General features: G+C 39.0%; 23 protein-coding genes and 2 other annotated features (1 of these 25 only partly in view). Of the genes, 3 read left to right on the forward strand and 20 right to left on the reverse strand.

Going from position 1 to position 21,516, the window contains the following annotated elements; translation table 11 throughout:
• Nucleotides 1-71 precede the first annotated feature (71 nt).
• The 11 genes from trxA to zapA all read right to left on the reverse strand — a co-directional run bounded on the left by trxA (nt 72) and on the right by zapA (nt 11,421).
• Nucleotides 72-386 (reverse strand): thioredoxin, encoded by a 315-nt coding sequence (trxA, locus tag GNT69_RS09335; protein ID WP_203554673.1) that lies wholly within the window; start codon nt 384-386, stop codon nt 72-74.
• Nucleotides 387-546: 160 nt separating this feature from the next.
• Complete coding sequence (locus tag GNT69_RS09340) at nt 547-1,524, reverse strand: electron transfer flavoprotein subunit alpha/FixB family protein (RefSeq protein ID WP_203554674.1); 978 nt, start codon at nt 1,522-1,524, stop codon at nt 547-549.
• Nucleotides 1,525-1,563: 39 nt separating this feature from the next.
• The gene (locus GNT69_RS09345; RefSeq protein ID WP_203554675.1) at nt 1,564-2,337 is read right to left on the reverse strand and encodes an electron transfer flavoprotein subunit beta/FixA family protein; all 774 of its coding nucleotides are present in this window, start codon (nt 2,335-2,337) and stop codon (nt 1,564-1,566) included.
• Nucleotides 2,338-2,409: 72 nt separating this feature from the next.
• Complete coding sequence (locus GNT69_RS09350) at nt 2,410-3,183, reverse strand: enoyl-CoA hydratase (RefSeq protein WP_203554676.1); 774 nt, start codon at nt 3,181-3,183, stop codon at nt 2,410-2,412.
• 38 nt (nt 3,184-3,221) lie between these two features.
• On the reverse strand, nt 3,222-3,818 hold the full coding sequence (locus tag GNT69_RS09355; RefSeq protein WP_203554677.1) for a TetR/AcrR family transcriptional regulator: 597 nt from the start codon (nt 3,816-3,818) through the stop codon (nt 3,222-3,224).
• A gap of 188 nt (nt 3,819-4,006) precedes the next feature.
• Complete coding sequence (locus tag GNT69_RS09360) at nt 4,007-5,707, reverse strand: AMP-binding protein (RefSeq protein ID WP_203554678.1); 1,701 nt, start codon at nt 5,705-5,707, stop codon at nt 4,007-4,009.
• A 273-nt stretch (nt 5,708-5,980) separates the two neighbouring features.
• Nucleotides 5,981-6,385 carry a DUF350 domain-containing protein gene (locus GNT69_RS09365; RefSeq protein ID WP_203554679.1) on the reverse strand — a complete coding sequence of 135 codons (405 nt, stop codon included), beginning with the start codon at nt 6,383-6,385 and terminating at the stop codon, nt 5,981-5,983.
• A 15-nt stretch (nt 6,386-6,400) separates the two neighbouring features.
• Nucleotides 6,401-8,755: an endonuclease MutS2 gene (locus GNT69_RS09370; protein ID WP_203554680.1), complete on the reverse strand. Its 2,355-nt coding sequence runs from the start codon at nt 8,753-8,755 to the stop codon at nt 6,401-6,403.
• Nucleotides 8,756-8,773: 18 nt separating this feature from the next.
• Complete coding sequence (gene polX / locus GNT69_RS09375) at nt 8,774-10,495, reverse strand: DNA polymerase/3'-5' exonuclease PolX (RefSeq protein ID WP_203554681.1); 1,722 nt, start codon at nt 10,493-10,495, stop codon at nt 8,774-8,776.
• A 124-nt stretch (nt 10,496-10,619) separates the two neighbouring features.
• Entirely contained in the window at nt 10,620-11,153 is a 534-nt protein-coding gene (locus GNT69_RS09380) for a CvpA family protein (protein WP_203554682.1), read from the reverse strand.
• A 7-nt stretch (nt 11,154-11,160) separates the two neighbouring features.
• Nucleotides 11,161-11,421 (reverse strand): cell division protein ZapA, encoded by a 261-nt coding sequence (zapA, locus tag GNT69_RS09385; RefSeq protein WP_203554905.1) that lies wholly within the window; start codon nt 11,419-11,421, stop codon nt 11,161-11,163.
• A 141-nt stretch (nt 11,422-11,562) separates the two neighbouring features.
• Here zapA and rnhC point away from each other — a divergent pair, with 141 nt between their 5' ends.
• Nucleotides 11,563-12,492: a ribonuclease HIII gene (gene rnhC, locus GNT69_RS09390; protein WP_203554683.1), complete on the forward strand. Its 930-nt coding sequence runs from the start codon at nt 11,563-11,565 to the stop codon at nt 12,490-12,492.
• A gap of 63 nt (nt 12,493-12,555) precedes the next feature.
• On the opposite strand, the gene pheT is transcribed toward rnhC, so the two are convergent.
• From pheT to GNT69_RS09405, 3 genes are all read right to left on the reverse strand, one after another.
• Nucleotides 12,556-14,970: a phenylalanine--tRNA ligase subunit beta gene (gene pheT / locus GNT69_RS09395; protein WP_203554684.1), complete on the reverse strand. Its 2,415-nt coding sequence runs from the start codon at nt 14,968-14,970 to the stop codon at nt 12,556-12,558.
• 18 nt (nt 14,971-14,988) lie between these two features.
• Nucleotides 14,989-16,026, reverse strand: coding sequence for a phenylalanine--tRNA ligase subunit alpha (gene pheS, locus GNT69_RS09400; protein WP_203554685.1), 1,038 nt, complete (start codon nt 16,024-16,026; stop codon nt 14,989-14,991).
• A 50-nt stretch (nt 16,027-16,076) separates the two neighbouring features.
• Nucleotides 16,077-16,322 (reverse strand) — a binding site (T-box leader).
• A 66-nt stretch (nt 16,323-16,388) separates the two neighbouring features.
• Nucleotides 16,389-17,144 (reverse strand): TrmH family RNA methyltransferase, encoded by a 756-nt coding sequence (locus GNT69_RS09405; protein WP_203554686.1) that lies wholly within the window; start codon nt 17,142-17,144, stop codon nt 16,389-16,391.
• A gap of 114 nt (nt 17,145-17,258) precedes the next feature.
• Here GNT69_RS09405 and sspI point away from each other — a divergent pair, with 114 nt between their 5' ends.
• A complete protein-coding gene (gene sspI, locus GNT69_RS09410; RefSeq protein ID WP_203554687.1) occupies nt 17,259-17,468 on the forward strand; it encodes a small acid-soluble spore protein SspI in 210 nt (69 codons plus the stop codon).
• A gap of 262 nt (nt 17,469-17,730) precedes the next feature.
• On the opposite strand, the gene GNT69_RS09415 is transcribed toward sspI, so the two are convergent.
• Nucleotides 17,731-18,810 (reverse strand): M42 family metallopeptidase, encoded by a 1,080-nt coding sequence (locus tag GNT69_RS09415; RefSeq protein WP_203554688.1) that lies wholly within the window; start codon nt 18,808-18,810, stop codon nt 17,731-17,733.
• A 73-nt stretch (nt 18,811-18,883) separates the two neighbouring features.
• The gene (locus GNT69_RS09420) at nt 18,884-19,369 is read right to left on the reverse strand and encodes a dUTP diphosphatase (RefSeq protein ID WP_203554689.1); all 486 of its coding nucleotides are present in this window, start codon (nt 19,367-19,369) and stop codon (nt 18,884-18,886) included.
• A 109-nt stretch (nt 19,370-19,478) separates the two neighbouring features.
• Here GNT69_RS09420 and GNT69_RS09425 point away from each other — a divergent pair, with 109 nt between their 5' ends.
• On the forward strand, nt 19,479-19,874 hold the full coding sequence (locus GNT69_RS09425) for a sigma-w pathway protein ysdB (protein ID WP_203554690.1): 396 nt from the start codon (nt 19,479-19,481) through the stop codon (nt 19,872-19,874).
• 39 nt (nt 19,875-19,913) lie between these two features.
• Here GNT69_RS09425 and GNT69_RS09430 read toward each other — a convergent pair whose 3' ends face one another.
• Genes GNT69_RS09430 through infC form a run of 4 tightly spaced genes read right to left on the reverse strand, consistent with a single transcriptional unit; the run spans nt 19,914 to nt 21,371 of the window.
• Entirely contained in the window at nt 19,914-20,183 is a 270-nt protein-coding gene (locus GNT69_RS09430; protein ID WP_203554691.1) for a DUF1294 domain-containing protein, read from the reverse strand.
• 57 nt (nt 20,184-20,240) lie between these two features.
• A complete protein-coding gene (gene rplT / locus GNT69_RS09435) occupies nt 20,241-20,600 on the reverse strand; it encodes a 50S ribosomal protein L20 (RefSeq protein ID WP_203554692.1) in 360 nt (119 codons plus the stop codon).
• 37 nt (nt 20,601-20,637) lie between these two features.
• Nucleotides 20,638-20,838: a 50S ribosomal protein L35 gene (gene rpmI, locus GNT69_RS09440; RefSeq protein ID WP_203554693.1), complete on the reverse strand. Its 201-nt coding sequence runs from the start codon at nt 20,836-20,838 to the stop codon at nt 20,638-20,640.
• A 17-nt stretch (nt 20,839-20,855) separates the two neighbouring features.
• Nucleotides 20,856-21,371, reverse strand: a complete 516-nt coding sequence (gene infC / locus GNT69_RS09445) for a translation initiation factor IF-3 (protein ID WP_203554906.1) — start codon at nt 21,369-21,371, stop codon at nt 20,856-20,858.
• An 88-nt stretch (nt 21,372-21,459) separates the two neighbouring features.
• Nucleotides 21,460-21,516: a sequence feature (ribosomal protein L20 leader region), on the reverse strand (it continues 73 nt past the right edge of the window).

Below are 21,516 nucleotides of genomic sequence, written 5' to 3' on the forward strand. Positions count from 1 at the left end.
ATCATCCTGTATTCCTTTGAATGAAATAAACCGGCGGAATTTATCCCACCGGTTCAATCTATTCTATCGCATTAAACGTGCTTGTTAAGTACTTCCGCTAAAGCTTCTTTAGGTTGAAAGCCAACCACTTTGTCCACTACTTCTCCATCTTTAAGAACAAGTAGCGTTGGGATGCTCATAATACCAAATTTTGCTGCTGTTTCTTGGTTTTCATCAACATCGACTTTTACAATTTTAACCTTATCTCCCATATCTCCATCCAACTCTTCTAAGACTGGAGCAATCATTTTACAAGGTCCACACCATGTAGCCCAAAAGTCAACTAAAACAGTGCCTGCACCTGTTTCATTTGAAAAAGTTTGATCAGTTGCATTGATTATCGCCATAATTATTCCTCCTAAAAACTTACTTAACGACAGTATAGCATCGTTTACAAACCGATGCTATTTATTTGTTTCATATGTATTTTATCCTTACAAACGGTACTTATCCGAAAAATGAAATGAAATGGGAGGGTCTGTATCCCACCCATTTCTATTTTTTCTGTTAAGAATGTACTTTTAATTTTTTAAACTCTTCTGTCAGCAATGGCACAACTTCAAATAAGTCCCCTACAATTCCATAATCAGCGACATTAAAGATATTAGCTTCTGGATCTTTGTTAATCGCTACAATTACCTTTGAATTTGACATACCAGCAAGATGTTGGATTGCCCCCGAAATTCCGCAAGCGATATATAAATCTGGTGTGACCACTTTTCCTGTCTGCCCGATTTGAAGGGAATAGTCACAATACTCCGCATCACATGCACCACGTGAAGCACCTACTGCTGCTCCAAGAACAGCAGCTAGTTCTTTTAGCGGTTTAAACCCATCTTCACTTTTCACCCCACGTCCGCCCGAAACAATTACTTTCGCTTCTGACAAATCGACTCCTTCTGAAGCTTTACTAACAACTTCTTTAATGATTGTACGAAGATCTTTAATGTCAACAGACAATGAAGAGACATCACCAGAACGGCTGTCATCCTTCTCCAATGGAGCAATATTATTTGGACGTACTGTTGCAAAAATCAATTCTGACGTCATCACTTTTTTCTCAAACGCCTTCCCAGAATAAATCGGTCTGGTAAACACTAGATTTCCACCCACTTCTTCTACAGCAATTGCATCAGAAATCAATCCAGCATTCAATTTACTTGCTACTTTAGGAGATAGGTCTTTTCCGAGTGCCGTATGTCCTAAAATAACTCCTTCTGGACTCTCTGATTGAATCACTGCAAGTAATGCTTGAGAAAAACCGTCCGGTGTATATTGAGCTAACTTTGCATCTTCGACTGCTATAACTCTGTCCGCTCCATATTTTATAAGTTCAATCCCTAAAGATTGAATGTTTTCTCCGATTAGTACACCAACTACTTCCCCGCCTTCAGCAACTGTTTTAGCTGCTGCGATTGCTTCATAAGAAACATTTCTAAGTGAATCTTCACGAACTTCACCTAATACTAATACTTTTCTAGCCATTGTATTTCCCTCCTACATGAATTCTCATTCTTTTATTCATTAAACTACTTTCGCTTCTTTATGAAGCAACGTAACTAATTCTTTCACTTGGTCTGCTAAATCACCTTCAAGGACTTTACCTGCTCCTTTTTTTGGTGGAAGAAAGATTTCTATTGTTTTCGTCTTTGCTTCGACTTCATCTTCCTCAAGGTCAAGATCATCCAATTCCAGTTCATCAAGAGGCTTTTTCTTCGCCTTCATAATCCCAGGTAAAGATGGATAGCGCGGCTCATTTAACCCTTGTTGGGTAGTTACTAATAACGGGAGAGTCGCCTCAATAATTTCTGAATCGCCTTCTACATCTCTTGTAACAGTAACCACTTGTCCATCAATTTCAAGCTTCGTAATTGTTGTTACATAAGGGATCCCTAAAGCATCCGCCACACGTGGGCCAACTTGACCTGAACCATTATCAATCGCAACATTGCCGGCAAGGATTAAATCGGCCTCTTTATCCTTTAAAAACTCCGATAATATCTTTGCAGTCGTGAATTGATCACCTTCTTCAACATCCTCTTCGGTATTAATAAGAACAGCTTTATCGGCACCCATGGCAAGTGCAGTTCGAAGTTGTTTTTCAGCTTCATCCGTCCCGACCGTGACTACTGTAATCTCACCACCATGTGCATCGCGAACTTGGAGCGCCTCTTCAACCGCATACTCATCGTATGGATTGATGATAAATTCTGCACCCTCTTCATTAATTTGGCCGCCGCTAATCGTAATTTTTTCCTCAGTATCAAACGTTCTTTTCATTAATACGTAAATGTTCATTTTTTTTCCTCCTAGTATTAAAACATTCCATTATTTTTAAAGATTTAAAAAATTTCAACGAAAAAAAATTCTTTATTTCCCTTTAAAAACAGGCTTTCGTTTTTCTAAAAATGCCTCTATACCTTCCTTAGCATCATTTGTGGCAAAGGTTTTTCCAAATAACTCTGCTTCTCTTTTCATACCAGATTCAAACCTTTCAGTTTTCGTAAAACTTTGTAAACTGATAATCGCCTTTACTGTTATTGGACTTTGTTGAGCAATTTTCCTCGCAAGTATATACGCCTTGTCAAGGAGTTCATTTTCAGGGTAAACATGGTTGGCAAGACCATACCCAACGGCTTCCTTTCCAGTAATTGGTTCGCTCGTTAACATCATTTCTAAAGACCTGGCAGTACCTACATACAATGGTAGTCTTTGCGTACCTGCAAATCCGGGAATAATCCCTAGTGAAAGCTCAGGAAGACCTAGTTTTGCATCCTCTGATACAAGGCGAATATGGCAAGCCATTGCCAGTTCTAAACCTCCACCTAATGCTGCTCCATGAATCACAGCTATTACTGGTTTTTGAAAGTTCTCAATACGCTCCAATACTTTTTGTCCATTTTGAGAGAGCGCAAAAGAATCATCTTCACTTTTAACTTCAGTGAACTCTTTAATATCGGCACCTGCTGAAAAGAATTTTCCTTCTCCTCGAATTACTACAACACGTATTTCATCGTTAGCTTTAATTTCATCCAAAATCGAGTCGAGTTCCTCCAATAATTTTGAAGACAAAGCGTTGGCAGGAGGCCGGGTAATGGATATTGTCGCCACCCTTTCCTCAGTAGAACACGTCAGATTCTTCACATTTCCCCTCCTTATCTTTTTGAAAGCTTTAAATTTATTTAATCTCCTGTAATTTGGTAGCTACATCCACTCACAAGCATCTGGTGTAATGGCCCCGCCAAAGCAGGAAGACTGTACTTCAAATCATTCATTATCCATGTCGTGACCGTTTCATCAATCGTTCCGAAAATCATTTGCCTTGCCAACCGGACGTCTAGGTCATTGGAAAATTCCTTTGTTTTAATCCCCTCAACAACAACCTTTTCAATGATTGCTAAATAATCTTTTAAAATTTCATTAATTTTTAACCTTAATTCTTTATTTGATTGTCTTAATTCAATCTGTGTCACAATCGCGAGATGACGATCCTCAGTTAACCACTTTAAATGTTCTTCTACCAACATTAATAACTTCTCTGCAGCGCTCGTTTTTCCTGCAATCTTTTGTTCAAGAATTTCAATAAAGTTACCCATCTTTTCTTGGAAGAGGGAAATTAGGATATCTTCTTTATTTCTAAAATATAAGTAGATCGTTCCATCCGCTACTCCGGCTTGCTTTGCGATTTTCGATACTTGCGCATGGTGATAGCCATTTTCAGCAATAACGACCATTGCTGCATCAATAATCTGATGGTATTTTGGTTTGTGTTTCTTCATTCATTCACCCCTCTCCGGTCAGGGATTCTTCTTAACAAGCTTTTGTTTTTTAACCAAAAAGCAATGAATGAATCTTCATTCATGGTTTTATAATATTATCAACATTTCTATCTGTCAAGGTGAATTCAGAATTATCCGAAAGATAACTCGTCCCAAGTTTACATCAGAAAAGCCGAATAGGCTTTCCATTATGCTTTTCTTTCTTCATCATTATTTTGCTTCGCTCTTTCTTCGTCTACAAGTGCCCTTCTTAAAATCTTACCCACGGCTGTTTTCGGCAACTCTTCACGAAACTCAAAAATTCTTGGGACCTTATAAGCTGCGAGATGTTTGCGGGTGAATTCATTTAATTCATATTCTGTAACAAAGCAGTTTTCTTTTAAAACAACATAGGCCTTCACTGTCTCTCCACGGTATGGATCTGGAATTCCTGCGACAACTGCTTCTTGAATAGCTGGGTGTTCATATAAAATTTCTTCTACCTCACGGGGATAAATATTAAAGCCCCCAGCAATGATCATATCTTTTTTGCGGTCAACGATATAAAAATACCCCCCTTCGTCCATATAGCCAAGATCACCTGTAAGCAACCAACCATTCCGAAAGACATGCTCTGTTTCTTCAGGACGATTCCAATACCCTTTCATCACTTGCGGACCTTTTACACAAACTTCACCTATTTCCCCTGGTGGAAGCGGTTCGCCTGTTTCTAAAGAAAGAATCATTGCATCTGTATCTGGATATGGAACACCAATACTGCCAGGAACACGTTTTTCACTCCATAAAAAATTTGCATGTGTGACAGGAGAAGTTTCCGTTAAACCATAGCCCTCCACAAGTTTTCCACCAGTAATTTTCTCGAACTTCTCTTGAATCTCTATCGGTAATGGTGCCGACCCGCTAATACATGCTTCAATAGAGGAAAGATCATACTTCATCAAATCAGGATGGTTTAATAACCCGATATATATCGTTGGCGCACCTGGAAAAAGAGTCGGTTTTTGTTTATCGATTGTTTTAAGCATCATGTCGATCTCAAATTTAGGAACTAACACCATCTTTTGTGCCTGTAGAACAGAAAGTAACATAACTGTTGTCATCCCATATACATGAAAAAACGGCAGTACTCCTAAAATAACTTCATGTCCAGGCTTCGTTTTATGCAGCCAGGCTGCACACATTAATGTATTAGCAGCTAAATTATGATGAGTAAGCATAACCCCCTTCGGAAACCCAGTTGTTCCTCCAGTATATTGCAGTAAGGCTAAATCCTCATAATAATCAATATCATAATCAATTAAAGCTTTTTGAGGCTGTTTTAAGATTTCTTTCAACAAATGATTATTCCCGTCATGCTTTACGTTTACAATCATTCCATACTGTTTTTTCTGTATATACGGATAAACAAGATTTTTTGGAAAAGGGAGGAAATCTTTAATAGCGGTTACAATTATATGTTCTAGTTCAGTTTGTGGTTTAATTTTTGATACGCGTGGATATAAGATATCAAGAGTAACAATCACCTTTGCTCCAGAATCTTTCATTTGGTATTCAAGTTCACGTTCTGTATAAAGTGGGTTTGTTTGTACAACGATACCACCAGCTAGTAATGAGCCAAAATAACTAATGACGGCTGCAGGAATATTTGGCAGCATAATAGCGACCCGATCTCCTTTGCTGAGTCCTATTGATTGCAAATAACTAGCAAATTTTTTCGAGGCTTCATATAACTGTTGGTAATCCATCTCTTTCCCCATAAAATGTATAGCGGTTTTATAAGGGTTATCGTTGGCTGTTCTTTTCAAAAACGCGTGAATTGGAATTTCCTCATAAACGAGTGTCTTCGGAATTTCTGGCGGGTATTGATCCAACCATGGTTTTTCGCTCACAGATACGCCCCCTCTTTATTTTCAGAATATTTAATCGTTTCTCTTTTATTATAATATACTGACTATTTTATTACAATTTAAATATTCAAGCGAATTGGAAGGCTTGGACAAAAAAATAAGACAATCCAAAAGTGGAAAGTCTTATTTTAATATAACGACCTTATAGTCATCATCAAGCGATAAAGAATAAATAGATAAAACCAATGACAATAAAAACACCACTAAGTACAAGTAGCACTTTTGCTAATTTCTCCAAAAGATCTCTCCCCTTGTTTAAATTCCTGCACCAATCACGTAACTAAGACCTATTGAGATAATCATTGACATAAAGCCAACTGCACGGTTATCATTCTTAATTTCCTCATCAATATTAAACTTTGGAGTCATGAATTCAAAAATAAAATAACCAATCAACAATAAAATAAAGCCGAAAATTCCCCAGCTGATCATATTTAGAAAAGAATCGTGTTGAGCAATGGAAAAGCGAAAAATGTTGGCGACGCCAAAAATCTTTCCTCCTGTGGACATCGCTACAGATAAATTTCCTTTCTTTATTTCTTCCCAATTATGGTATTTTGTCACAAGCTCAAAGAGTGCTAAAAAAACGATCGTGCAAAGAATCACGACACTGTAATATCCGGCTGTCAGAACAAATTCATTTTCCCAAAATTGCTCCATTGATCTCCCCGCCTATCATTTAAATTCGACGATCGTGACCCCCGTCCCCCCTTCACCGGCTTCTCCGAAACGAATTTTTTTAACCGAACGGTGATTTTTCAAGTATTCCTGAACCCCACGCATAAGAGCTCCTGTCCCTTTCCCGTGAATGATTGATACACGTGGGTAGTTAGCAAGCAGTGCATCATCAATATACTTTTCAACCCTAATTAAGGCAGCATCATATCGTTCACCACGTAGATCCAACTCAAGACCTACAGATGTATCTCTTCCTTTTACCATTACAATAGGTTTTACCTCTTTTTGTTTTGGAGTTTCGATATACTCCATATCACGTTCATGAACTTTCATTTTAAGAATACCAATTTGAACTTGCCATTCATTCTTTCCTGTACTCTCGAGTAAATGTCCTTTTTGACCAAAGCTGTGGACCATCACTTCATCACCAGGCTGGAATGTATGTTTCGTCGTTTTAGATTTTTTCCCTATTTTCACTGGACTTTTTTCTGGTTCAGCTTCTGCAAGGCGTTTTCTTGCATCGATTAGCTCATGCTCTTTAACAGCAGCACTCTTCTCAAGCCTTAGCTTACGTAAGTCTCGAATGACCCCTTCAGCTTCTTCTCTAGCCTTTTCAACGATTTGGCTAGCTTCTTCTTTCGCCTTTTCCACTAGTTCTTCTTTTTTTTCATAATAAGTCACCATCTGCTTTTGCAAATCTTTGTGCAATTTTTCAGCGTCTTTAAGAAGTTCATGTGCTTCTTCTGCTTCTTGCTCTGCTAGGCGACGACTTTTTTCAAGCGAAGCAATCATATTTTCAACTTGGTTGCTATCAGCACTGATATAGCTTTTCGCCATTTCGATAACAGAATCTTTCAATCCTAGCCGCTTAGAAATTTCAAAGGCATTGCTGCGCCCAGGAACTCCTAGCAATAGTTTATAGGTCGGACTTAATGTTTCAACATTGAACTCAACACTCGCATTAATTACACCCGGTCTATTGTAGCCGTATGCCTTCAACTCAGGATAATGGGTAGTGGCGATCACCCTTGCTCCACGTCTGTATACCTCATCAAGGATAGAGATCGCTAAGGCGGCTCCTTCCTGCGGATCCGTTCCTGCCCCAAGTTCATCAAATAAAACAAGACTATTAAAGTCGACCCGCTCTAAAATATCAACAATATTCACCATATGTGAAGAAAAGGTACTTAAACTTTGCTCAATGGATTGCTCATCACCAATGTCCGCATAAACCGCATCAAACACTGCAATCTCCGAGCCATCCAGAGCCGGAATTTGCAGCCCCGCTTGAGCCATCACTGTGCATAAACCCAATGTTTTCAACGTTACCGTCTTTCCACCTGTATTTGGCCCTGTAATTACAATCGTTGTATATTCTTCACCAAGCGTAATTGTATTAGCAACCACTTCATCAATGGGAATAAGCGGATGTCGTGCTTGGAATAACTTTATGATGCCTTTATCGTTCACTGCTGGCTTTGACCCTTTGATTTTTTTCCCATAACGAGCTTTAGCAAACAGAAAATCTAATTCTGCCATAATATGAACAATTGTTAATAAATCATTTTCGTATTCTCCAACGAGAAGGGAAAGCTCAATCAAGATTCGCTCTATTTCCTGTTGCTCTTTCACACGGATTTCCTGTAGTTCATTGTTTAACTGAACAACACTTTGTGGTTCCATAAATAACGTCTGACCCGAGGAACTTTGATCATGAATAATTCCCCCATAATGTCCGCGGTACTCCTGTTTAACAGGGATAACAAACCGATCATTTCGAATCGTTATGATTGCGTCAGAAAGCATCTTTTGAGCACTTGAAGAACGGATCATACTTTCCAGCTTTTCACGGACTCTTCTTTCTCGTGAACGTAGCTGTTGCCTTAACGTACGAAGTGCATCACTCGCACTATCTAATACTTCTCCACCATCATCAATTGCGTGTCTTATTTTCTCTTCTAGTTCTGCAAGAACAATGATTTCTTCTGTATAGCTTATTAAAATCGGAAGATCCGTCTCTTCAGCAAGTTCTTGAATAAACTTTTTTATTTGTCTACTAGCATGGACAGTACTTGCTATTTGCATCAACTCTTGCGGACGAAGCATCCCACCAATTGCTGCTCTTTTCAGATGCGGACGAATATCAAAAATTCCGCCAAGTGGTACATTGCCTTTTAAACGAAGGACATTCACAGCTTCATCGGTTTCGTTTTGAAGTTTAATCACTTCTTCATAATCTGAAGAAGGAGCAAATCGTTGAACCTTTTCATACCCTAACGAGGATGAGACATGTTCAAGCAACTGTTCCCTAATTTTATCAAATTCAAGCGTTCTCAGCACTTTTTGCTGCAATAGTAGATCCCCCTTGGTTTATATATGTCGTTGATGTAAAAAATGAAGTAATTCATTAACATTCAATGTATTTAACACCGTACTTTCTTTAATCCACCCTTTTCTAGCAGTCGACACCCCTATTTCCATATGTGAAAGCGTGTCGATTTTATGAGCATCTGTATTGATAACAATCTTCACCCCTGCCTCTTGTGCCATACGTAAATGAGAGGCAGTTAGGTCAAGTCTATGCGGATTTGCATTCAGTTCTAAAGCCGTATTCGTTTCTTTTGCTAACTGAATGAGTTCATCTATATCCAAATCATAGCCCTCTCTTCTGCCAATCAGTCTCCCAGTTGGATGAGCAATAATGTCTACATGCTGGTTGATTAACGCGGCTTTCAAACGCTCCATAATTTTCTCCCTTGGTTGAGAAAAGGAAGAATGAATTGAAGCGATGACAACGTCGAGTTCAGCGAGTAGTTCATCGTCATAATCTAATGTACCATCAGGTAATATATCCATCTCAATTCCTGTTAAAATCGTAAAATCCTCATATTTCGCATTTAATTTCCTTATCTCAGCAATTTGTTTGCGAATCCGCTCTGGTGTTAGACCATTGGCTACTTTAAGAAACTGTGAGTGGTCTGTCATCGCCATGTATTGATAGCCCCGCGCTCGACATGCTTCTGCCATTTCCTCAAGCGAATAAGCGCCATCGCTCCATGCTGAATGCATGTGTAAATCACCTTTTATCTTGTGTAAGCTTATTAAGTTCAGATTCTCATTGTAATTGTCTACTTCAGTCCCATCTTCACGCAATTCCGGTGGAATAAAAGGCAAATCAAAATGAGAATAAAAAGCCTCTTCTGAATCAAAAGTAAGGATTTCACCGCTATCTGTCTTTTCTACCCCGTATTCACTAATCTTTTCCCCTCGTTCTTTTGCCAACTGCCTCATTCGAACATTATGACCCTTCGAACCTGTAAAGTGATGAAGAGCAGTTGTGAATTCCTCACGTTTAACAAGCCTAAAATCGACATTAACATCGTAGTCGAGCGCTAAAATTAAGGAAACTTTCGTCTCCCCCGATGCAATCATCTCCTTGATATTTGGTAAGGCTTCAAGCTGTTTTTTTACTTCATTTGCATCGTTGACAGCTAAAATGTAATCAAGATCTTTAATCGTTTCCCTCATTCTCCGAAGACTTCCTGCTCTAGAAAAAGTCTCAACTGAAGTAAACGTCTCTAGTTGCGTTTCAATCATTTCAGTGACCGATAACATATAGGCAATAGGTAAACGCTCTGGGCGTGTTCCTACATTTGCCAACGCTGCTAAGATTTTCTCCTCTGATTTCTTGCCAAACCCAGCTAACTCACGGACTTTCCCGGCTTTACACGCTTCCTCAAGTGCTGCCACATCTTCTATACCGAGCTCTTTATGTAGTTTTGAAATCTTCTTTCCCCCTAGCCCTGGAAGCTTAAGTAGTTGAATTAAACCTTTAGGTACTATTTGTTGCAATTCGGCTAAAACGGAGGAAGTCCCATCATTGACATATTCTTCAATAACCGCTGCCGTCCCTTTTCCAATTCCAGGAAGAGCGGTAAGTTCATCAATTTCAGCTAAGCTTCGATCTTCAGTTTCTAACGCAGCTGCAGCCTTTCTAAATGCAGATACTTTAAAGGAATTTTCTCCTCTTAGTTCCATATAAAGTGCAATTGTTTCTAGCAATTGAATGACATCTTTTTTATTTGCTGACATCTATTGTTCACACCTACCTCAATCCATTTTCAATAAGTTGATATTAAAAGAAAATCCCACTATTATTTTATAGAAATTTCCGTATGAAAGGAAATCAAAAGAAAAACTCCTCTTTACAGAGAAGTTAGCTTGTTTCAAACCACCACTGTTTAATTTGCTCAGAAAAGATAGGGGTATGCTTGACGATACTATTGGCAAGAACTGAATCATTAAGAGAACCTTGAATCGTATCTATAGGCAATAATGCAGAAATGTATAAAATAAAAAACACAATTAAATAGGATTCCACAAAACCTAAAAACCCACCAGCCCATACATTTAAGCTTCTTATAATAGGTAAATTAGCAACAAAATCAAACATTGAGCCAATAATCTGGAGCAAAATCCTTACCGCAAAGAAAATCACGACAAAGGCAATGGCGCGATAATAAGCATCCTCTATATTAGGATTATCAAATACTAACTGAAGATTCCCCTCACCAAAGCTTGGATATGGGACCCATAACCTCAAGTTAGGAGCAAGCTGATCAAAATAGAGGTAAGCAATAATAAAAGCAATAATCAAGCCGGTCATATGAATAACTTGAAGGATAAAACCTCTTTTTAATCCGATAAAAAAGCCTATCAATAGCGCTAATAACACAAGTAAGTCTAACATGTTCGTTTCATTCCTTTAACCTTTGAATTTCTGCCTCAAGACGCTCAGCACGTTCTTTCTCCTTTAGATAGTCATTGACAGCATTGACCGCCGTCAAGACAGCCAACTTATTTATATCAAGGGAAGGATTCAACGAACGGATTTCTCGCATTTTATTATCAACCAGAGAGGCAACTAATCGGATTTGGTTTGTGCTTTCACTTCCAACTATCGTGTACTGCTGTCCATGTATAACCACAGATGTTCGATTTTTTTTTGTGTCTGACAACATTCATGCCTCCATTCACAAGAATCCTATTCTATACTATATCATGAAGGAAAAAAGCTGGAAAGATAAAAACGAGCATTTTCAGTACTGATTTTGATATAATTCTATAATTATCGACAAAGAACGAAGGAGTGATTCAGATTGGGAAATACTGTTTTAACCACTACTAATAGGGAAATAGAAAAAATGAAGGCTCATTACAGCCGTTACTTAAGTGAAAAGATTCCACCAGGCGGTGTGTTCACAGCAAAAACACCTACGTGTTCCATAACTGCGTATAAATCGGGAAAAGTGTTGTTTCAAGGGAGAGATGGTGAGGTAGAAGCAGCAAAGTGGGGAATCGCAAACAATTCAAATCCAACCGCAAAGAAAAAAACTGTATCCTCTCATTTACCGTCTGGGCTGAGTTCGATGTCTGTGATTGGATCAGATGAAGTCGGCACAGGAGATTTCTTTGGACCGATTACTGTCGTTGCCGCTTATGTAAAAAAAGAAAACCTCGAGCTTCTTAAAGAACTCGGCGTTCAAGATTCAAAAAATTTAAAAGATGACAAAATCATTGAAATCGCTAAACAGCTCGTAAAAGTTGTTCCATACAGCTTGTTAACTTTACATAATGAAAAGTACAATCAGATGCAATCTTCGGGGATGTCACAGGGGAAGTTGAAAGCGTTATTACATAACCAAGCAATCAATCATGTTCTTAATAAAATTGCTCCTGAAAAACCTGAGGCAATATTAATTGATCAGTTTGCGAAGGAAGAAGTCTATTATTCGTATTTAAAAGGAAAGCAAACTGTGATTCGAGAAAGTGTTTATTTTAGTACAAAGGGTGAAAGCGTCCATTTAGCTGTTGCTGCAGCTTCGATGATTGCCAGATATGCATTTGTCCAACATATGGACCAATTGAGTAAAAAAGCTGGATTTATTATACCAAAAGGAGCGGGTAGCCAGGTTGACGTTGCCGCAGCCAAACTGATTAAAAGCAAAGGAACAGAATGCCTTCCTCAGTTTGTCAAACTTCATTTTGCCAATACGGAAAAGGCAGAAAAGTTGGCCAAAAAGAAATAATTGACTTTCAGATGAAACGCATAAGAATAAAGAGGACAACGCCATCGTTGCCCTCTTTACATATTACCCTCTTAACACAGCTCCTGCTTTTTCCTCCACGGCTTTTAACACTTTTTCGTGAGTTTTCGCAATCTCTTCATCTGTAAGAGTTTTTTCAGGATCAAAGTATTTTAACGAGAACGCAATCGATTTTTTCCCTTCCTCCATTCGTTCTCCCTCGTATAGATCAAAAACATGTACTTCCTTTAAGAGCTTGCTGCCTTCCTCAATAATAATTGCTTTAAGGTCTGCAGCTGATTTATTTTTATCAACAACAAGGGCAATATCCCTTGTAATTGACGGAAATCTTGGGATTGGTACATATTGAAGAAGTTCAGTCGAGACTTCTAACACAGCTCTTAAATTGACTTCGAACACATACGTTTCTTTTAAGTCTAGCTCTTTTTGAACAGTCGGATGCACTTGGCCTACAAAACCGATTATATCCCCATTCAGACTAAGCTCGGCTGTTCTCCCAGGATGCATTCCTTCTATTTCAGTAGCATGATAACCGACTTGATTGTCTAAGCCTAGTTTAGCAAATAAACCGTCAAGGATTCCTTTTACGACGTAAAAATCAACAGCCTTCTTCTCCCCCTGCCATTGATGGTTTTCCCACAGTCCAGTAACAGCAACAGCAAGATGTTCTTCCTCAACCGGTAAATCTGAATCGCTATTCTTTAAGAAGACTGCACCCGTTTCATAAACAGCTAAACTGTCGTTTTGTCTAGCAAGATTGTACTTCAGCACTTCTAATAACTGCGGAACGATGCTTAAACGCAGCAAGCTGCGATCCTCGCTCATTGGCATTGCTAGTTCAACTGGCTCATATTTTTCCAATGCATATTGAGTCGCTTTTTCTTTATTTGTTAAAGAATAGGTAATCGCTTGGTAAAGCCCTGCCCCTTCAAGAAAACGGTGGACAATCCGACGTTTTTGCTGATATCCAGTCAAATGCCCTGGTGTACTAGCTCCAACTGGCAATGTCATTGGAACATTATCATAGCCATAAAGTCGTGCAACTTCTTCAATTAGATCCTCTTCGATGGTAATGTCTCCACGGCGAGTAGGTACAGTCACGGTAACTGTATCGTTATCAACGACCACTTCAAATTGAAGCTTAGCAAAAATCGCTATCACCTCATCCATCGTAAGTTCTGTACCGATTACGCGGTTAATTTTTTCGAGCGTAACGGAAACGACAGCTGGCTCAACTTGAAGACTGTCAGCGGCCACCGTTCCATCTAGAACCTCGCCACCAGCATACTTCGCCATTAGTTCGGCTGCCCGCTCTGCCGCTGGTCGTACTCTTTTTGGATCGACTCCTTTTTCATAACGCGAACTCGCTTCACTTCGTAGGCCATGATCTTTTGAGGACTGACGAATCACCGGTCCGATAAAATAAGCAGACTCAAGTAACACTGTTGTTGTATCATCACTCACTTCAGAATTCGCTCCGCCCATAACTCCTGCTAATGCAACTGGCTCGCTGCCATTTGTGATTACAAGATGCTCATCTGTTAGTGTTCGTTTCGTGTCGTCAAGAGTAGTCATTTCTTCCCCTTGTTTTGCACGACGAACGAGAACCTCTTTTGAACCAAACCGATCGTAGTCAAACGCATGGAGAGGCTGACCGTACTCAAGTAAAATATAATTCGTAATATCAACTACATTATTATGCGGTCGAATTCCAGACGCCATTAACCTAGCTTGCATCCAAAGCGGAGATGGGCCAATTTTTACATTTTTAATGACCTTCGCCACATAAAGTGGATTCGCTGCTTGATCTTCAACGATTACTTTAATATAATCTTCTGCTCGTTCTTGAGTTGCTGCCACTTTTGGTTCAGGCAATTTTACTTTCTCATCTAGGATTGCTGCGACTTCGTAACCTACTCCAATCATGCTCAAACAATCCGCCCGGTTTGGAGTCAACCCTAGTTCAAGTACTTCGTCATCTCTGCCAAGAAGAGCTAAAGCATCTTGACCAACTTCCGTATCTTCAGGAAAAACAAAAATCCCTTCGGAAAATTCCTTCGCTACTAGTTTCGCTTCGATTCCCAATTCCTGTAGCGAACAGATCATTCCGTGTGATTCTTCTCCGCGAAGCTTTGCTTTCTTAATTTTAAAATTCCCAGGTAATACCGCTCCTACTTTGGCAACAGCGACTTTTTGACCCTTCGCAACATTTGGAGCCCCACAAATAATTTGGACCGGCTCACCTTCACCTATATCCACCAACGTTTTACTTAATTTCTCTGCATTTGGGTGTCTTTCACACTCAAGTACATGTCCGGTAACAACACCGCGGATTCCTTCATTTAACTTTTCAACACCTTCGACTTCGATCCCACTTTTCGTAATCTTCTCAGCCAATTCATCAGCTGAAACGTCAGCTATATCAACGTACTCCTGCAGCCATTTATATGATACAAGCATGTTTATTCCTCCTAATCCCTATTCAGTTACCGAAAATTGCTTTAAGAAACGAATATCATTTGTATAGAAATGACGAATATCATCAACCCCGTATTTTAGCATTGCAATACGTTCAGGTCCCATTCCGAAAGCAAATCCTGTATATTTTTTCGAATCGTATCCGGCCATTTCCAGTACATTCGGATGGACCATTCCTGCACCAAGTATTTCAATCCACCCTGTTCCTTTACATGTACTGCAGCCATGTCCGCCACACATTTTACAAGAAATATCCATTTCAACTGATGGCTCAGTGAAAGGGAAAAAGCTAGGACGAAGACGGATTTCTCTATCGTCCCCAAACATTTTCTTTGCAAATCCGTCTAAAGTTCCTTTTAAATCACTAAGGCGGATGTTTTCATCGATAACAAGTCCCTCAATTTGAGTGAACTGGTGTGAGTGAGTCGCATCATCATTATCACGGCGATATACTTTTCCTGGGCAAATAATTTTCACGGGACCTTTGCCTTTGCGCGCTTCCATCGTTCTTGCTTGAACGGGAGAAGTATGTGTGCGAAGCAAGATTTCCTCAGTAATGTAGAATGAGTCCTGCATATCGCGCGCCGGATGCCCCTTTGGCAGGTTCAACGCTTCAAAGTTGTAATAATCCTTCTCCACTTCCGGGCCCTCAGCAACGGTATAACCCATACCAATAAATAAATCCTCAATTTCCTCAATGATTCTAGTTAGAGGATGATGATTTCCTTCTTTTACAGGTCTTCCTGGCAAGGTGACATCGATTTTTTCCGCGGCAAGCTTTTTCTCAACAGCCGCTTTTTCGAGCTGAATTTGCTTTTCTTCAATGGAACCAGTAATTATATCCCGAACTTCATTCGCAAGGGCTCCCATCTTTGGACGTTCCTCTGCAGACAATTTCCCCATTCCCTTAAGAACCTCTGTAATCGGCCCCTTTTTTCCAAGATAAGCTACGCGAATGTCATTCAGTTCTTTTAAGTCCGCAGCTTGTGCCACTTTTTCAAGGGCCTCAGCTTGCAGTTCTCTTAATCTTTCCTGCATTTAATGATCCTCCTTCAATTTTAGACAAAATAAAAAGACTCCATCCCATGTAAAGGGACGAAGTCTGGTTTCGCGGTACCACCCTTTTTAACAGGCAATACAAATATGTATGGTCTGTTCGCTTCATTCGGATAACGGCATATGCCGGTGCATCTTTACATTTCACGATGAAAATGGTCCCGATGCCAGCTCAGGAGGTGAATTCACTAACCGCTTCCATAAAAATGCTTTCAGTCTAAAGGCATTTTCTCCCTGGATGGCTTTGGCCAGCTACTCTTCTCCATCATTGCTTTTTAAGTCATTTTTGCTGTTTATTATAGTATATTCTTGCTTTGACCGCAAACTATTTTCCGAAAAAAACTTTAATTTGTTGATTTTAAATAATAGAGTAAAATTCCCGCCGCAACTGCAACATTCAAAGATTCACTCTTTCCATAAATAGGAATATAAAGGTTTTTCTTCGTCTTATCAAGCAGTTCTGGATTTACCCCGCTCCCCTCATTGCCGACAATCAGCGCAAAAGATTCCTCTTGTTCAACTTCATGGTAGGAAATTGCATTCTCAAGTGCGGTTCCATAAACGGAAATCCCTCGATCTAATAAGGAATCTAACCAGTTATGAAGATCTGCACTTATCACTGGAAGATGAAAATGACTTCCCTGTGCAGCTCGTAGCACTTTTGGGTTATAAATGTCGACACTTCCTTTTCCAACAATCACAGCATCAATTCCCGCTGCATCAGCCGTTCGAATCATCGTTCCAATGTTTCCTGGGTCTTGAACAGAATCAATCAATAAAAAAGTTTTCCCATTTGAGCTTGGAATTGGTTGTTGAGCACACACAGCATAAATCCCCTGTGTTGTCTCTGTATCTGCAAGCGAGCGTGCAATCTCCTCTGTAACCATGACAACTGGTGTAGAGCCATAATTAAAGCTTGAAGGCAGTTCGACTTTTTCACTTATTATAATTGTCTCAATGTCCGCATTATTTTTTAATGCTTCTTCAACGAGATGAAACCCTTCAATAAGAAATGTTTTCGTCTTGTCCCTTTCTTTCCTCGTTAATAATTTTTTCCACTGCTTTACTTGAGGATTTATGGTTGAATGGATGTATTTCAAACTGAACACCCCTTTTTCTTTCAATTTTTCTATTATAACGTAAATCTTTTACATAATAAAACCAAATTTGTTCATCCTATGTATAGATTAAGGAATGGAAAGGAGCATTTATTCATGAATTTAAATTTACGTCATGCAATTATTGAAAATGTTTCTGGCAATACGCAAGATGAACTTAAAGGTACAATTGTTGATGCCATTCAAAACGGAGAAGAAAAGATGTTACCTGGCCTCGGAGTTTTATTTGAAGTCATATGGCAAAACGCTTCTCCGCAGGATCAGCAAAATATGCTGAACATGCTTGAAGATGGATTAAAGAGATAAAAGGTTTCTCCCCCTAGTAGTTGTTCATCACTAGGGGATTTTTATTTTGGTATTATTGTGTTTCCAATTTATGTCTCTTAGAGAGTAATTCGGTTAAATCGGGGAATAAATCAGTTGAACTGGAGAGTAAATCATGTTTTTTGAAGAGAAAATAAGTAAATTCATAGAGTAAACAGCCTAAACTGTAGAATAGAACTGCTCAAGCTAAAACTCTCCTCCATAATCAATCAAAAAGGAACCTAAAATTAGGCTCCTTTTCGTCTTAGTCAAACGTAATTTTATTAACCGCTTCTTGATCTAGCCGTTTAATTACTTCAACAATCAATTTTACTGCGTTTTCGTAGTCGTCACGATGCAAAATCGCCGCATGTGAATGAATATAACGTGTTGCAATTGTGATTGATAGTGACGGGACTCCCCTATGTGTCGTATGGATGGCACCAGAATCTGTCCCACCACCAGCCATAGAATCAAATTGGTATGGGATATTCAATTCATCCGCTACATTTGTGACAAATTCACGTAAACCTTTATGTGAAACCATGCTTGCATCATATAGGATGATTTGCGGACCATCCCCCAATTTGCTTAACGCTTCCTTTTCTGTAATCCCTGGCGTGTCTCCTGCAATGCCAACGTCAACACCAAAAGCAATGTCAGGCTGAATCGCCTGGGCAGATGTACGCGCACCACGAAGGCCAACTTCCTCTTGAATGGTTCCTACACCATAAACAATATTTTCGTGTTTCTCATTCTTTAACTGTTTCATCACATCAATTGCAATCGCACAGCCAATTCGGTTATCCCATGCTTTAGCAAGCAGCATTTTTTCATTGTTCATGACTGTGAATTCAAAATATGGAACAACCATATCCCCTGGTTTTACTCCCCAATCTTCCGCTTCCTCACGGCTTGATGCACCAATATCAATGAACATATCTTTTATTTCAACTGGTTTTTTTCTCGCTTCAGGGGTCAGTATATGCGGTGGTTTTGAACCAATTACACCAGTTACATCACCTTTACTTGTCACAATCGTCACTCGTTGTGCTAGCATTACTTGTGACCACCAGCCACCGACCGTTTGAAAACGAATAAAACCCTTATCATCAATTCGTGTGACCATGAAGCCAACTTCGTCTAAATGACCAGCGACCATGACTTTCGGACCATTGTTCCCTTTTTTCGCAATTAAACTACCTAAACCATCTACAGATAACTCATCTGCATAAGGCGCTATGTACTTGCTCATGCATTCGCGAACCTCTCGCTCATTTCCAGGGATGCCTCTGGCATCAGTTAATTCTTTAAGCATCGTTAAGGTTTCATCTAATTTTGTCATATATTTCGACTCCCTTAATATGTAATATAGACTTTATTATACAGAAACGAATAAACAAAGTACAAAAGGGCTATCAATACCCTTTCTCCTGCCGATCAAAGTTAACCTCATTTTTCTCCATATACGCTTTTTCAATTTCACTGCTTGATAACCCAAGTAGTGATGCTAGTGCTAAATAGGTTTGAAACATCACTCTGTAATCAGTTTCTGACCTTGAATGACGAAAACGAGATATTGCTTCATAAACCTCTAAAAACTGTTCAGAGGCTGTACACTCAGGAATTTCCACTTCCGTTTGTCTATACATAAATCCAACTTCATTTCCTATTGATAATATAAAATGAATTCCATCAACAAATTCCTCTAAAATGATTTTTTTTTCGGATGGCGCTTTTAAACTCCAAAATTTAAAACATCTTGTTTCATTGGCAAGTTCCCCGAGCTCGACTAACAAGGCAAGTAATTTACGATCAAATAAATCTTCTTCTTGTAAATCATGCTTTTCTTCAATATGAGCATCCAAATTCGACTGCATTGTATATAATTTTTGAAAATCCATTCCTATTCCTCCTCTTCATTTAAAAATTATATCGGAATTTTCCACTGAAATGAAACTATTCATTAGGCAGACACGTAAATAAGAAAAAGAGTAGTGGAGGAGACGCATTATGCAATTAATCTTTCGGCTTTTTCTATTCGCTGCGATTATTTTCATTCTATATCGAATGGTGAAATATTTAGTCAACCCTAAAAGAAAGTTAGAAATCGCCCATGACCAAAAGCGTTTCTATTTATTAGATGACCCTGAAAATGTTCGAAAAAACTTTCTCCTAACATATAAAGGTGTAATGTTTGAAGGAGAAAAATATTTAGGGACGACAGAATACGCATTCGAGGTTGTTTCTATTTTTATTTGGGCAAAAAATACAGCCGCACTAAAAGGCTTATCTTATGAAGATTTTATTTTTATTGAAGACCAAATTCATGAAACATATCCTGGTGCCAAAATAAGTTGGAAGAGCCCAGTAAAAGAGTTTATGGAAAAAAAACCAGATTTTGAGTAAATCTTAAAAAAGCCAGCTAAATTAAACCTAGCTGGCTTTTTAAAAACTAAACAAAACAATCATGCTCAGCTGTAGGATCGTTAAAATCGGTAAACCGAGTTTAAACTGAAGATGCTTCGTTTTATGCCTGTATCGGTTCATACCGATGGTCATCCCCAATGCACCACCTAAGATTGCGATTAACCATAACCTTTTTTCACTCACTCGATACTCTTTCTGCTTTGCCCGTTGTTTATCAACCTTCATTAGAAAATATCCAAATACGTTCATAATAAGCAAACCGATAAGAAAGATTTGTTCCGTACTCATCAAAATCCTCCATTTAGAAATAAAACGGCCATTCCCGAAGAGAATGGCCGTTTAAACTTACTTACTGTTTTGTGTTTTAGCAATGTTCGCTAATTCTGCGAATGCTTTTTCATCTTGAATCGCAAGTTCAGCAAGCATTTTACGGTTTACTTCAACACCTGCAAGTTTTAAACCGTGCATTAAACGGCTGTAAGAAAGGCCGTTCATGCGTGCAGCCGCGTTGATACGAGTAATCCAAAGCTTACGGAAGTCGCGCTTCTTTTGACGACGGTCACGATATGCATATTGCAATGACTTCATAACCTGTTGGTTTGCAACTTTATATAATGTATGTTTTGAACCGTAATAACCTTTTGCTAATTTAAGAATCTTTTTACGACGCTTACGCGTAACTGTACCGCCTTTAACACGTGGCATGTAATTTCCCTCCTATATAAATCGAGTTCCCTCGAGATTACTTAATGTTGTCTAATAAATGACGGATACGTTTAAAATCACCTTTGGAAACCATTGCACTTTTGCGAAGTTTACGCTTAGCTTTCGTAGATTTATTCGCAAATAAATGGCTTGTAAAAGCGTGTGAACGCTTAAGCTTGCCTGATCCAGTTTTCTTAAAACGCTTTGCAGCGCCACGGTGAGTTTTCATTTTTGGCATTAGGGACTTCCTCCTTATTACTTATCGTTTTTAGGGGCTAAAACCAGAAACATGCTGCGTCCGTCCATTTTCGGATGGGACTCAACAGTAGCAACATCCTTGCATGCTACAGAGAAACGATCTAAAACACGTTGACCAATTTCTTTATGTGTAATGGCACGACCTTTGAATCGAATCGAAGCCTTTACTTTGTCGCCTTTTTCAAGAAACTTGATTGCGTTTCGCAACTTCGTATTGAAATCATGCTCATCAATTGTCGGGCTAAGACGAACTTCTTTGAGGTTGATTGTTTTCTGGTTTTTACGCGCTTCTTTGTCTTTCTTTTGTTGCTCGAATTTAAATTTACCGTAGTCCATGATCCGGGCTACTGGCGGTTTTGCATTCGGTGCCACAAGGACAACATCAAGGTTTACACGTGAAGCGATTTCAAGCGCTTCATTTTTTGTTTTAATTCCTAGCTGATCGCCATTCTGGTCAATAAGACGAAGTTCGCGTGCGCGAATTCCCTCGTTCAACAGGATATCTTTGCTAATAGTTAGCCACCTCCAGGTTTATTACGAATACAAAAGTTTGGGTAAAGAATTGACATCTAGCTTTCAAACCTACAGCTTAATCATTTCCGCAAATAAAAAAGTGTGGGTTAAACACCCACACTTTACGAAACCGTACTTAATAACA

The sequence above is a fragment of the Bacillus sp. B15-48 genome, assembly GCF_016879755.1.
GTDB lineage: Bacteria > Bacillota > Bacilli > Bacillales > Cytobacillaceae > Mesobacillus_B.

What these genes read in the sequence shown, in the direction of transcription:
- trxA (WP_203554673.1), bottom strand. Translation starts at nt 386, where the DNA reads ATGGCGATAATCAATGCAACTGATCAAACTTTTTCAAATGAAACAGGT.
- GNT69_RS09340 (WP_203554674.1), bottom strand. Translation starts at nt 1,524, where the DNA reads ATGGCTAGAAAAGTATTAGTATTAGGTGAAGTTCGTGAAGATTCACTT.
- GNT69_RS09345 (WP_203554675.1), bottom strand. Translation starts at nt 2,337, where the DNA reads ATGAACATTTACGTATTAATGAAAAGAACGTTTGATACTGAGGAAAAA.
- GNT69_RS09355 (WP_203554677.1), bottom strand. Translation starts at nt 3,818, where the DNA reads ATGAAGAAACACAAACCAAAATACCATCAGATTATTGATGCAGCAATG.
- GNT69_RS09365 (WP_203554679.1), bottom strand. Translation starts at nt 6,385, where the DNA reads ATGGAGCAATTTTGGGAAAATGAATTTGTTCTGACAGCCGGATATTAC.
- polX (WP_203554681.1), bottom strand. Translation starts at nt 10,495, where the DNA reads ATGTCAGCAAATAAAAAAGATGTCATTCAATTGCTAGAAACAATTGCA.
- GNT69_RS09380 (WP_203554682.1), bottom strand. Translation starts at nt 11,153, where the DNA reads ATGTTAGACTTACTTGTGTTATTAGCGCTATTGATAGGCTTTTTTATC.
- pheT (WP_203554684.1), bottom strand. Translation starts at nt 14,970, where the DNA reads ATGCTTGTATCATATAAATGGCTGCAGGAGTACGTTGATATAGCTGAC.
- pheS (WP_203554685.1), bottom strand. Translation starts at nt 16,026, where the DNA reads ATGCAGGAAAGATTAAGAGAACTGCAAGCTGAGGCCCTTGAAAAAGTG.
- sspI (WP_203554687.1), top strand. Translation starts at nt 17,259, where the DNA reads ATGAATTTAAATTTACGTCATGCAATTATTGAAAATGTTTCTGGCAAT.
- GNT69_RS09415 (WP_203554688.1), bottom strand. Translation starts at nt 18,810, where the DNA reads ATGACAAAATTAGATGAAACCTTAACGATGCTTAAAGAATTAACTGAT.
- GNT69_RS09420 (WP_203554689.1), bottom strand. Translation starts at nt 19,369, where the DNA reads ATGGATTTTCAAAAATTATATACAATGCAGTCGAATTTGGATGCTCAT.
- GNT69_RS09425 (WP_203554690.1), top strand. Translation starts at nt 19,479, where the DNA reads ATGCAATTAATCTTTCGGCTTTTTCTATTCGCTGCGATTATTTTCATT.
- GNT69_RS09430 (WP_203554691.1), bottom strand. Translation starts at nt 20,183, where the DNA reads ATGAGTACGGAACAAATCTTTCTTATCGGTTTGCTTATTATGAACGTA.
- rplT (WP_203554692.1), bottom strand. Translation starts at nt 20,600, where the DNA reads ATGCCACGTGTTAAAGGCGGTACAGTTACGCGTAAGCGTCGTAAAAAG.
- rpmI (WP_203554693.1), bottom strand. Translation starts at nt 20,838, where the DNA reads ATGCCAAAAATGAAAACTCACCGTGGCGCTGCAAAGCGTTTTAAGAAA.